General features: G+C 46.0%; 11 protein-coding genes. 1 reads left to right on the top strand and 10 read right to left on the bottom strand.

Annotation, left to right across the window (positions count from 1 at the left end):
• Nucleotides 1-117: 117 nt before the first annotated feature.
• Nucleotides 118-1,554 carry an aminotransferase-like domain-containing protein gene (locus A3773_RS03195; protein ID WP_067983033.1) on the bottom strand — a complete coding sequence of 479 codons (1,437 nt, stop codon included), beginning with the start codon at nt 1,552-1,554 and terminating at the stop codon, nt 118-120.
• Nucleotides 1,555-1,664: 110 nt separating this feature from the next.
• Between A3773_RS03195 and ccoG the strand changes: the two genes are divergently transcribed.
• A complete protein-coding gene (gene ccoG / locus A3773_RS03190; protein ID WP_067983031.1) occupies nt 1,665-3,065 on the top strand; it encodes a cytochrome c oxidase accessory protein CcoG in 1,401 nt (466 codons plus the stop codon).
• Between the two features lie 63 nt (nt 3,066-3,128).
• Here the strand turns inward: ccoG and A3773_RS03185 are convergent, their stop codons facing one another.
• The 9 genes from A3773_RS03185 to rsxB form a co-directional block, all read right to left on the bottom strand.
• Complete coding sequence (locus A3773_RS03185; protein WP_067983030.1) at nt 3,129-3,386, bottom strand: GIY-YIG nuclease family protein; 258 nt, start codon at nt 3,384-3,386, stop codon at nt 3,129-3,131.
• 500 nt (nt 3,387-3,886) lie between these two features.
• The gene (gene nth / locus A3773_RS03180) at nt 3,887-4,522 is read right to left on the bottom strand and encodes an endonuclease III (protein ID WP_067983027.1); all 636 of its coding nucleotides are present in this window, start codon (nt 4,520-4,522) and stop codon (nt 3,887-3,889) included.
• Nucleotides 4,523-4,546: 24 nt separating this feature from the next.
• A complete protein-coding gene (locus tag A3773_RS03175) occupies nt 4,547-5,509 on the bottom strand; it encodes a sensor domain-containing diguanylate cyclase (protein WP_067983025.1) in 963 nt (320 codons plus the stop codon).
• Nucleotides 5,506-6,486 (bottom strand): response regulator, encoded by a 981-nt coding sequence (locus tag A3773_RS03170; protein WP_067983023.1) that lies wholly within the window; start codon nt 6,484-6,486, stop codon nt 5,506-5,508. The genes A3773_RS03175 and A3773_RS03170 overlap by 4 nt, the downstream gene beginning before the upstream one ends.
• 108 nt (nt 6,487-6,594) lie before the next feature.
• Nucleotides 6,595-7,290: an electron transport complex subunit E gene (locus tag A3773_RS03165; protein ID WP_067983021.1), complete on the bottom strand. Its 696-nt coding sequence runs from the start codon at nt 7,288-7,290 to the stop codon at nt 6,595-6,597.
• Nucleotides 7,290-7,937, bottom strand: a complete 648-nt coding sequence (gene rsxG / locus A3773_RS03160) for an electron transport complex subunit RsxG (protein ID WP_067983019.1) — start codon at nt 7,935-7,937, stop codon at nt 7,290-7,292. Before rsxG ends, A3773_RS03165 begins: the two co-directional genes overlap by 1 nt.
• The gene (rsxD, locus tag A3773_RS03155) at nt 7,937-8,998 is read right to left on the bottom strand and encodes an electron transport complex subunit RsxD (protein ID WP_067983017.1); all 1,062 of its coding nucleotides are present in this window, start codon (nt 8,996-8,998) and stop codon (nt 7,937-7,939) included. The genes rsxG and rsxD overlap by 1 nt, the downstream gene beginning before the upstream one ends.
• A gap of 14 nt (nt 8,999-9,012) precedes the next feature.
• Nucleotides 9,013-11,955 (bottom strand): electron transport complex subunit RsxC, encoded by a 2,943-nt coding sequence (rsxC, locus tag A3773_RS03150; RefSeq protein ID WP_067983016.1) that lies wholly within the window; start codon nt 11,953-11,955, stop codon nt 9,013-9,015.
• Nucleotides 11,952-12,551, bottom strand: coding sequence for an electron transport complex subunit RsxB (rsxB, locus tag A3773_RS03145; protein WP_067983014.1), 600 nt, complete (start codon nt 12,549-12,551; stop codon nt 11,952-11,954). Before rsxB ends, rsxC begins: the two co-directional genes overlap by 4 nt.
• Nucleotides 12,552-12,561 lie beyond the last annotated feature (10 nt).

The raw sequence follows: 12,561 nt of genomic DNA, 5'->3' as shown, positions 1-12,561 counted from the left end.
ATAACATAACTATACCGCTTTTCTGTTATCAACGACAACCTACCCTACTACCTTTTAAGCACTAGCATAATCCACAGGCAGACAGCCCGACAAAAGATAGATGAGTCTAGCCTGCCGCTATGACAGGCCTTTTTGTAATAAAATCGCCCCTAAGCGCTTAATAGCCTCTTTCCGTTGATCATTCCATGGATGGGCAAAGCTAATACGTAAACAGTGTTTAAACTGGTCTTGTGCGGTAAATAGATTGCCAGGGGTAATAACAATACCTTTGCGACGCGCGTCTAAATAACACGCCGCCACATTAAACCGCTCCTCAAGCTCAACCCACAATGCCAACCCACCTTGCGGCTGACTAATACGTATCTCGCCCAACGATTGCCAAGACTGAAACAACAGTTCAATAAGCTGATCCCGTTGCGCTTTGAGTAAAGGTTTTAACTTACGAAGGTGTTTTTCATACATACCCTCATTTAAGTATTCAACGAGGCCTTGTTGCGTAAATCGACTTAACGCTAATATATTCACCATTTTCAACCCCATTAAGGCCGCTTGTCCATGGCTCGCAATAACCCAACCTAGCCTCAACTCCCTTGATAATGACTTGGAGTAGGAACCACATAATATGACATGTTGGCTTTGGTCCAACTGCTTTAACGGTGGCTGACGCGTACCAAAGGACAAGTCAGCGTAAATATCATCTTCAACAATCGTAAATCCGAACTGTTCTGCGAGCTGAATGAGCTTTTTCCGTTCGTTCACCGGCATGACGGACCCCAATGGCGTCGCAAAAGCGGGCGTTACTACACAAGCGGCAATCTCCCATTTACCTAACGCGTTTGAAAGCGCTTCAATAGAGAGCCCCTCGTGTGCGGTAACCGGAATTTCTAACACCTGTAGTCCCATGCTTTCTAATAATTGCAGCACACCATAAAAACCGGGAGATTCTACCGCAACAATATCCCCAGGCTTACAACACGACTGTAGCGCTAACGATAATCCATGCTGACACCCTGCAGTAATCAGGACATCCGCTTCATTAACATGGCAGCCTAAACGTTGATAACGTTGCGCAATCTGCTGACGTAAGCTCAGTAGCCCAGCAGGTTCATCATAATATTGATGGGCAGAACCGGCTTGTTGGCGGAGCGCCCTGGCTAAGCAGCGATTCAAATCTGTGATACCCACTGGCCGCTGGGAACGCTTATCCATTTGGGGAGCGATATCAAACGCCGCATTATGCGTCATGATATCCCTCATCACGTCGCTCATATCAATCAAGTGCGGTTCAGTCATCACCTGCGGAAGCGTTGGTTCAATCGCGGCTAAACCCGGCTCCGCGTCCTGCTGGGCTGAAACGAAATAGCCGGACTTTCTCCTCACCTCAACAAAACCAGCCGCTTCTAATCGCTCATATGCATGTATGACTGTCGCTTTAGAAAAGCCCGTTTGCTGACACTGTAACCGTATTGATGGGAGCTTGCTCCCCACAGGAATCCGGCCTGAAGATATTTGCTCTATCAGTTCTCGCTCAAGTTGTTGATACCGATAACCCATCGCTCCCCCTTTATCTGTACCTATTATAATTTATTTTTCTATGCCTGTTCCTATTTTTTAATTGCTATACATTGGGCCCCTATCAGTCATTACAAAAAGTACCGGCACCCATGAAACATACTCAGATTCCACTCGTCACATTACATGAATCCCCCCCGCTACCCGGTAATGGTAAATTTCATGTAAAACTTATCGAAGGGGTTTACCAAAACTTACGCCGTTTGGTGAGCTGGCCACTGCTCGGGCTGTTTTTTATCTTAGTGTGGGTACGCATTAACGGGCAGCCGCTAATCATGTTTGATGTCAACGCCCACCGAATTTTCTTATTTGGTGCCGAACTCTCGTGGTACGACTTACCGATACTTGCTGGCATGATGATCTGCGGCGCGAGCTTGCTCTTCTTTATGGCCGTGGGCTGGGGACGTGTCTGGTGTGGATTTGCCTGCCCTCAATCTATATGGACATGGTTATTTATTCGTATTGAAGAGATGGTTGAAGGGCGCGCTGCCAAACGTGCTCAGCTTGAACAAGGTTCACTCCGAGGTCTTACCCTAGTTAAACGCATGGTGAAACATAGCTTGTGGCTGTTACTCTCGTTTGCCACTGCACTCACCTTCAGTGGTTACTTTGTACCTATCGACCTATTAATCGCCGATCTGATTCAGTTAGATCTCTCACTTTTCGGCCTCTCATGGCTGATTATTATGTCCCTCCTCACTTATGCCAATGCAGGTCTCGTAAGAGAAAAGGTCTGCCTACACATGTGCCCTTACTCCCGCTTTCAAGGGGTGATGTTTGATGACAAAACCTACACGGTGACCTATGACCGTGCCCGCGGAGAACCACGATCACACCTTCGCGGTAAAGATGAAACTCAAGGTGACTGTGTCGATTGTTCTATTTGCGTGCAAGTGTGCCCGACAGGTATTGATATTAGAGATGGTCTACAAGCAGCCTGTATCGACTGTGCCGCCTGTATCGATGCCTGTGACACGGTGATGGTAAAACTGGGTAAGGAAACAGGCCTGATCGGGTTTTATTCAGAGCAATCGCTCACTGACCGAGCGCCGAAAAACAACCGATTCACTCCACGCGTCAAGACTATATTAAGACCGCGACTACTGGGCTATTTCTGTATTTTCATTACAACGCTGTTGGCTGTCTCTTATGCATTACAAACAAAAACTGAATTAATCATTGAGGTCGCCCGTGATCGTGGGGCGCTTTATCAGATCATTAATGGACACGTCTGTAACCACTATCAAATTGAACTGGAGGCGTTTTCTCCTCAGCTCACGCAGCTTTCCATTGCGGTTGATAGCTCGTTACCACTGGGTACATTAGCATTAATCGGGCCTGAGCATATCGATCTATTCGATCAAAATACAAGTACGCACTACACCGTTTGCGCAGCCAATGCGCAGCTACCGTCAAAAATGGATATCGCATTTACATTTACATCAGGCGCGTTTAGCGCATCAAAAAACAGTACTTTTTTAGCCCCTTACTAAGTAAGGGGTTTACTGCTCCGTAGGCGTCGAGTAGTTACCTCAACCTAAGGTGAGTCATAAGCATCAATTATACTGTTTAACAAGCGCTAACTTATCAGACCGGGAGAGCTTTTTGATCGCAGCTTCTCGCTGGCAAGCTGCCGACCGGTTCTGTTGCGACTCATTCCACACTATACGGACCGGTCGCCTGACCTGTGTATATTTAGCACCGCCCACTAAATCGCCGTTATGCTGGCGCAAGCGACGCTGAAGATCGGTCGTTACTCCGGTATATAATGTGCCATCAACACACTCCACTATATAAACATACCAACTACTCAAATTATCGACCTTTAACCCTGCGGTTTTCTAACCCTCAAATACGGAAGTTACTCCTCCCTCCTGCGCCCCTCAACGTTGCTAACAAAACCCTATACCTAGCGCACGTAAAAAGCAGAATGTGAGGACATACTTTTCATGTATAACCGATCGTTTCTAGCATCTAAAAAGTCAAGATAAAAAAATTAAATCCACACCTAAATCGTATAATATTTTTTGGGGATAAAAAATGATCATTTTTTAATATTCAACCCCATAAAATTATAACTTGTTGATTTTAATAAACTTTAAAAAAAGATCATATAAACACCAAAAGGCTTAAACCCTGATACCATCAGCCTTACAGCAATCTACCCAAAACTTATCCAACAACTTATACACAGATAAATGGGGTAACTTAAATCTCTATTTTGGAGGGAATCTATATCTCTATTAAATCAAGCCGTTATACCTATAAAGCTCGAAAGATATTTAGATAAGAACGCTAACTGAGAAAAAGCGTTTTAAATCTCGGTTTTATCTTTAAATTCGCATAGATCTTCAATCATACACGCCCCACATTTGGGCTTTCTCGCAACGCAAACATAACGCCCATGTAGTATTAGCCAGTGGTGAGCATCTAAAATAAACGCCTTAGGAATAAAACGCATGAGCTTCTGTTCAACCTCATTAACATTTTTTCCCGGCGCAATCTTCGTACGATTAGACACCCTAAAGATATGCGTATCGACCGCCATAGTTGGCTGCCCAAACGCTGTATTTAAAACCACATTAGCTGTTTTACGCCCCACACCCGGCAACGCCTCTAGCGCTTCACGTGTATCTGGCACAACAGAGTCATGCAGCTCCACCAGCATTTGGCATGTCTTGATTACATTCTCTGCTTTAGCATTAAACAGACCAATCGTTTTGATGTATTCCTTTAGGCCATCCACACCCAAGTCATAGATAGCTTGCGGGGTATTAGCAACCGGATATAACTTACGGGTAGCCTTATTGACACCCACATCGGTGGCCTGTGCCGATAAAATGACCGCAATAAGTAATTCAAAGGGGGAGCTATATTCAAGCTCAGTTGTCGGATGTGGATTATCATCTCGCCAGCGAGAAAAAATTTCGTATCGTTTTTGCTTATTCATTATGTAAGGTCGATCGCAAAACGGTTATACGCTAAAAAGCGTTACCCCATTTCGGCCATTTTGTTTAGATTGATACAGCGCTTTATCCGCTTGCTCTAACCACGCGGTTGCACTCTCAACATCCTCATTAAGTTCAGATACACCTAAACTAATCGTACAGTTAATCTGATACTCACCATGTTTAACCAAAAGTGATTCGACATTTGCACGCAACCGTTCCGCAAAGATCATAGCGTTTACGCCGTCGGTGCCGGTTAACACCGCACCAAACTCTTCACCGCCATACCGTCCTGCAATATCAGTCTTTCGAGCTTGTATCTGAAGAGCCTGAGAGATGGCACGAATAACTTCATCCCCCGCTTGATGGCCATAGGTATCATTCACTTTTTTAAAGTGATCAATATCAAACATCACTAAGGAACTGACTAACTCCGTCCGGTTATAACGCTCAAATTCGCGATTTAAACACTCTTCCCAATAACCCCGATTATTTAAACCGGTCAGCCTGTCTTCACGGCTCAATTTTTTTAACTTCTGGTTAGCATTTTCTAAGGCAATCTGGCCGGTAGCCGTATCCGTTACGTCATAAATCAAAATGCCAATATGATCCACATCCCCTGTCGGGGATGTCAGCGGAATTAAGGTTATATTTTGATACATAAATTTAGAATAACCGGTAATCGGACGGTTATTCTTAAAGTTAAAAAGGTAGGGGCGCTGCTCCCACGAAATGTAAGCAGGGTTTCTTAATAAAAAAACAGTTTCAAGTTTTTGATGTAGCCAGTGCGTAGGCAGGTCAGGAAATTTATCAAACAGCTTTTCCCCTACCACATCTTGAGCAGGCAACCCCGAGTGGTTTGCCATAAAGCCATTCCAAAGTTTTATGCAGGCTTTTCGATCAACAACAACTAAACCTACTTCCAAATTCTGAATTAATCCCAGCGTCCAATGTAAATCATCGATCTCATCTAAGGCTGTCCCATTCATGAGAAGTAGCTCGCTATGTTTTGTAATTTAACTAATGAGTCCTGTGTAAAAACTAACATAAGTTCACACTGTGTATCATGTTCATTCATCTGATAATCAATCGTAATCATCAGACTTTTATCCCAATGCTCAGCCTGCTCATTAAAACCGATAAAATCACGTAAAATATGGGGTGTGGCTTTACTAAATACGATATCAATTTGTTTAGAAAAACTGGTGAGGAACGCACCGATCAGCGCATTCGATAACGACATAAGCAGCTCAGATGTCCTAAATTCCCCCCCATCGTGGAGGTCCATCAGGGTGGCGACTTTATCTAAGTTACTTTTTTCCAGCAGTAAAAATGCCTCGCCAGCAACACCTCCACCAATAAAGCCTTGACTGACCAGCTCATACTCGCTGTCTTTCGCGGTCATAAGCCGATCTTGTAAACTTTGTGGGTCAACCATACTGACAATAGGAATGGGGAGATGAACAAATGTATTCAGCAATCGAGCCAGCATTTCACCTGCTTGCCCCATCGCCACGTTTGCGATCTCTTTGTAATATTCAGGTAGGTCTATCTCCGCTTCAGCTTCAACGGAGGGCGCTGTTGTGCCTTCCAACTCAGTGAGTAAGCCAAAACGGTTTAAAACTTCAGCGATATCTTCAGAGGTTGTTGGTTTACGAATAAACTCAAGCGCGCCCAATGCCAACACACGCTCTCTTGCCTCGGCCTGTACATCACCGGATATGACAATAACCATGGTGGGTAAGTCATCTTTGCGAATACGTTCTAAAACTTGATAACCATCCATAATCGGCATCGTTAAATCAAGAAATAGTATATCCCCCTTCCCCGCACGGACGGCTTCAAGCCCTTCTAAACCATGTTCAGCAAACGTAACTTCAACATTCCACCCCCGAAGGACAGAGGCCATTTGTTTACGTGCTAAACGAGAATCATCACAAATAACAACCGATACAGGTTGGCTCACATCACACCCTTAGCTACAACATTAAGAAAATGCTTTTTTTCAAACACAAAGCCTAAAGGATACATAGAGAGAACACAATTACCACTGAGTATATTTTATACTGTCCTCTCATCCTGTAACACGGACGCGCTCAGGGCGCGCACCGACATCAGGTTCAACTTTACGCGCCTTAATGCGCGCATCAATAATATTTTTAAGCGCAATAATTAACCCCATGCCGACAAATGCACCGGGAGGCAAGATTGCGAAAAGGAAGCCAGGATAATCTTCTATCAACGTGATTTTCCAGCCTTCTGCCATAGGGCCAAATAGAAGGTGCATATCGCTGAACAGCGTCCCCAAACCTAAGGACTCTCTCATTGCGCCAAGCACAACCAACACGGCGGTAAAGCCAAGCCCCATCATAAAACCATCAAGCAATGAGGCTTTAACTGGATTTTTACACGCGAAGGCATCGGCACGCCCCATAATGGCACAGTTAGTCACAATCAGTGGAATGAAAATCCCTAGAATAAGATAAAGTTCATAGGTAAAGGCCTTCATAAGCAGCTCGATCGCCGTTACAAATGACGCAATAATCATAACGAAGATAGGAAGACGAACCGCATCGGGAACAAACTTACGAAAAGCAGACACTGTCAGGTTAGACCCCATCAGTACCAGCGTACTTGCTAGACCTAAGCCAATCGCATTGACAACCGAGCCGGTGACCGCCAAAAGGGGGCATAAACCTAGCAACTGTACGAGTGCCGGATTATTTCCCCATAATCCATCATGGGTTATTTTTTTATAATCAGCTGCCATTAGTTAGTTACCTCTACAGACTCGTCTGCTGTTAGATCTAACAATTCGGTACGGTGTTGCGCAAAATAATCAAGCGCGCGCGACACTGCGCCAACCACCGCTCTCGGTGTAATCGTTGCACCCGTAAACTGGTCAAAATCACCGCCATCTTTCTGTACCGCCCAGCGCGAATCCTTTTCACCCTGTTTGGATAAGCCATTGAAGTTATATATCCAATTAGACTTTTTAATATCAACCTTATCGCCTAAACCGGGGGTTTCTTTATGTGTCAAAACACGAACACCCGCCACAGAACCATCTGCATACACACCGGCGATTAAGGTAATAGCTCCACTATAACCATCGGGCGCAACAAGCGGTAGGATAACGGCGGTAACACGCCCATCTTTACGCGCACGATACACTGACACCGGATTCGAATGACCCTGCAAGCGAGGGGCGACAATCTGAATCGTATCTTCAAGTAGATCATTATCGATTAAAGAACGGGGAATAATGTCATACAACGCTTTGGCTTTTTGTGTCCGCTCATTCTGCGCAATACGATCTACCGTTGTTACTTGTGTGGTCGCGATAACAGCAGCACACACCACCGCAAATAAGCTAATCGCAAAAGTACTGGTACGAAGTGCACTCCACATCTGCATTATGCGCCCCCCTTCATGCCGCGTTTAGCCTTAGCATGGCCATAAGAACGAGGCTGTGTATATTGATCAATAAACGGTGCAGAGAGGTTCATTAACAAAACCGCAAAAGCAACGGCATCGGGGTAACCACCCCAATCACGTATAACAAAAATTAAAAGACCAATACCTATTCCGTAGACAACCTTACCTTTGTTACTGGTCGCCGACGTTACGGGGTCCGTTGCGATAAAAAACGCACCTAACATCGTAGCCCCGGCAGTCAGGTGGAAAAACGGATCTGCAAATTGATAAGGGTCTATGGCATAAAAGATGGATGCAACACCCCCTAACGTAGCGAGAATAGCGAGCGGTGTATGGACCGTTAATACCTTCCGATAAATAAGGAACACGCCGCCCATAAAGTAGGCAGCACTCACCGCATGCCAAGCACCCATACCTTGAGCAAGCACAGGCACATTTGCCCAAACCTCTTCGGTTGTTTGACCGCCACGATGACGCATCGCATCCAACGGTGTTGCCCCCGAAAAGCTATCAATCATGGGCGGTTCAATACCTGCAAAAATAAGTTTAAAGGTGTCAATGAAGCCCATGACATTCCAGCTTTGCCCATCATCCACCATTAAGAAGGGTTGTGTCCAACTGGTCATGACGACAGGAAAAGAGATCAGCAGAAGCGCATAAGCAACCATTGCTGGATTAAATGGATTTTGACCTAAGCCACCATATAAGTGCTTAGCGATCACGATCGCTACAAAGACCCCAACCACCATGACCCACCACGGCGCAAAAGGCGGTAGCGCTAACCCCAATAACAGACCTGTCACTAGCGCACTATAATCTTTCAGATAAAAACCTAATGGCCGTTTACGCATTTTTATAATAATGGCTTCAAAACCGACCGCCAATAAACACGCCCAAATCACATTGATTAAGGTTCCCCAGCCAAAAAAGAACGTCATCGCTGCAAGGCCAGGCAGTGTAGCAAGCACAACTAAGCGCATCACATCCGTGGCGTTTACGGCTTTATGAAGATGAGGTGAGCTGGTATGTATCAGCGCCATTGGTTAAATCTTCCTCAATCGGTAAAACGACTTAGTGTCTGGTTCAATTGTTCGGCGTCCTGTTGGGCAACGATCAACTGCTGCTCTATATCTGACAGGTCATCCGACTGTTCTTCTCGCGCTTTTTGCGCAGCGCGTTCCGCTTTTGTCACCGCCGCTCGAGCCATCGCTGCATCAATTTTTAACTGTTTAAGATCGATCCCTTCGGCAGCGGCTTTATCGAGCTGGACACTCTCATAGGCATCCAAACTCGCTTTTGCCTCATCGTGGGCAGTAGTAAGACGCTCAACCTCAGCGGTAAGTTCAGATAAATTGCCCTCTTCAGCATCGTCTAATGCGGCTTGAGCTTTTTTCAGCTTGGTTCTCATAATGGAAACCTGCTGCTTAAGTGCTTTAGGGTCTACAGGTTCAGGCTTAGCAAGCACACCTCCCGCGTCACTATATGACTGGGTCAACTCATCTAATTTTGCTTGCAGCTTTTCAACACCCGCTTTCATTTTTTCTGCCGCAGGGCTGGCTGATGCTTCGGCACTCGCTAACGCACGTTTGGCTTTTTCAACTTTAGACGACAGCGTTGTAATCTCTTCGCTTAATGCGTCCAACTGTGGGGCATTATCCGTAACACTCAATGAGGCCTGCGCTTTATCATAGCGTGCTTTAGCATCAAGATATTTAGCCTGTAATTTATCGACCCCTGCTTTCATCTTATCTACCGCGGGGTTGGCTGATGCTATCGCGTTATCGAGTGCCGCCTGCGCTTTAGCGACCTTGCCATGCAAGGCATCCGCATCGGCTTTTAATTCAGCAACTTGCTCAACCGTTGGCCCAGCAGGCTCTGGCGTTTGCTGATTGTTTGCCTTTTCATAGTCGGCTTTAAGCGCTTCATATTTAGACTGGAGCTTATCCACCCCAGCCTGCATTTTTTCGACTGCAGGGCTGTTGCCTGCAACAGCAACCTCAAGTGCTTTACGCGCTTTTTTGACTTTATCTAAAGCGACATCCATATCGGCTTTAAGTTCATCTAAGGCCGCGTTTGATGGAGACGATGCGGCATCCCCTGCTTCCGCTTTGTCATACGCAGACTGAGCGGCTTCAGTTTTAGCCTGTTGTGCGGTTAATTTAGCTTTAAGCTCCGCTATGTCGCCTTCGCCACTCTCTTCCGCTTTTGCGAGTGCTTTTTCTGCTTGCTTTAATTTTGTACGCGCAACCGCCGCATTGGTTTTCAGCTGTTTAATATCAACAACCGCAGGTGCTGCAACAGGTAAATTCTGCGCTTGATCATACGCGGCCTGCGCCGCCTCTGCTTTTTTAGCCAACTCGGCAACGGTAATGGCTAGCTTATCCTGCCCTTCAAGCCCTTTTTCTTCTGCATTTTGTAAGGCTTTCTGGGCTTTCTTTAATTTCGTTCGAGCAACCGCAGCGGCCGTTTTAAGGGTTTTAATATCGGGTTCAGCCGACGCCTCAAGTGTGGTCTCAGGCTGCGTTGCCACTTTGTCTTTTTTAACTGCTTGGGCTTTAGCCGCTTCTTCTGCCCGTTGTTTTCTACGCAGCTCTTTTTCAATTTTTTCTTGCTCTAAACGTGCCTGTCTCGCTTCAAAGCGCTGTCGGGCATGATCCGCTTTTCGATGTTCCGCTTCTTCCTCTCGGATCTCCGCTTTCGCATAACGGTAGTACTGAACCAAAGGTAAGTTACTTGGACATACGTAAGAGCAGGCACCACATTCAATACAATCAAAAAGATTGTGGTGTTTTGCTTTTTCAAACTCTTTCCCTTTCGCAAACCAGTAGAGTTGCTGAGGTAATAACTCGGCGGGGCAGACCTGCTCACACATACCGCAACGGATACAGGGGTTAGCCGGCGGCGCGGGCGGCATCTCGGCATAGGTCGCCGCAATAATACAGTTGGTTGTCTTAATCATTGGAATAGACTGACTGTCTACGGTAAAGCCCATCATAGGCCCACCGACAACGATTCGGTACAACGCTTGTTGATTAACCCCTGCCGTCTCAAGCAAGGTTTTCAATGGTGTACCGATCAACGCGCGCATATTATGCGGATGCGTTAAAGCCTCGCCCGCTAAGGTAACAATACGTGAGATCAAGGGGACCCCATGATAGACCGCATCATAGATAGCGGCGGCAGTCCCCACGTTTTGACAAACAATACCTACATCAGCCGGAATCTTACCGCTCGGTACTTCAACGCCGGTCAGTAGTTTTATTAACTGTTTTTCACCACCGGAAGGATAGATGGTAGGCACAACTATAATATCTAAATTAAGGTCAGTGTTTTTAGCCGCCAACTCTAAGGCACGAATGGCTTGCGGTTTATTATCTTCAATACCAATCATGACATGATGAGGCTTGAGAAGGTGAGCAATGACTTCAATCCCTTTGATCACATTATCCGCATGCTCGCGCAACAACATGTCATCGGCGGTAATATAAGGCTCACACTCCATAGCATTGAGTACAAGCGTATTAACAATATGATCATCGCCTAAATGTAATTTTACATCCGTAGGGAACCCAGCGCCGCCCATACCACTGATACCGTGGTGACGAATAAAGTCGATAAGCGCTTGCTTTGGAATAGCGGCGTAATCATCTAACCCTTGATGATCAACCCATTGCTCCTGTCCATCTGTTTCAATCACAATACAAGGTGCTTTCATACCCGAGATATGAGGTACACCGCGCTTTTCAATAGCAACAACGGTCCCAGAACTAGGCGCATGAACATTAACACTGATACGTCCAACCGCTTCAGCGATCACCTGACCTTTTAAAACACGATCACCGACAGACACAATCACTTCGGAGGGTGCGCCTATATGCTGCGACAACGGCACGACAAGTTCCGCTGGAATCGGTGCAGTTTGAATAGCGAGCCCAGTAGTACGCTGTTTATTTTCAGGTGGGTGTATCCCCCCGTGAAAAGAGAACTGTGTACTCATAAAGCAGCCTCCTCATCGGAAACTTCACCGCGGAGGTCAGTCACTATCAGTTGTACACCCGGCTTGGGCATCTCCCATTTCCAGGTATTCAGCGTCGTTTCAATCGGTAACATATCTATACAATCAACAGGACAGGGCTCAACACACAAATCACAACCCGTACATTCTGATTCAATCACGGTATGCATCTGTTTTGCCGCACCTAAAATGGCATCAACAGGGCATGCCTGAATACATTTAGTACAGCCAATACATTCATCTTCACGGATATAAGCAACCGTTTTGACCGGTTCCTCTTCAACCCCGCCTTCCAGAGGCACAACCTCTACATCCAGCAGGTCCGCCAACGCTTCTACAGTGCTTTGTCCACCCGGTGGACACTTATTGATAGCATCCCCATTGGCAATCGCTTCTGCGTAAGGGCGGCACCCTGGGTAACCACACTGGCCACATTGTGTCTGCGGCAAGATAGAATCAATTTGTTCGACAATGGGGTTGCCTTCAACCCGAAAACGGACTGAGGCAAAGCCTAATAACAAACCGAAAGCTAAAGCCAGTCCCAACAGAGCAAGAATGGCAATTAAGATGTAATCCATTATGTACTCC

Source organism: Neptuniibacter pectenicola, assembly GCF_001597735.1.
GTDB lineage: Bacteria > Pseudomonadota > Gammaproteobacteria > Pseudomonadales > Balneatricaceae > Neptuniibacter > Neptuniibacter pectenicola.
The sequence above is the reverse complement of the archived record's forward strand: the minus strand, read 5'-3'. Positions and strand labels throughout refer to the sequence as shown.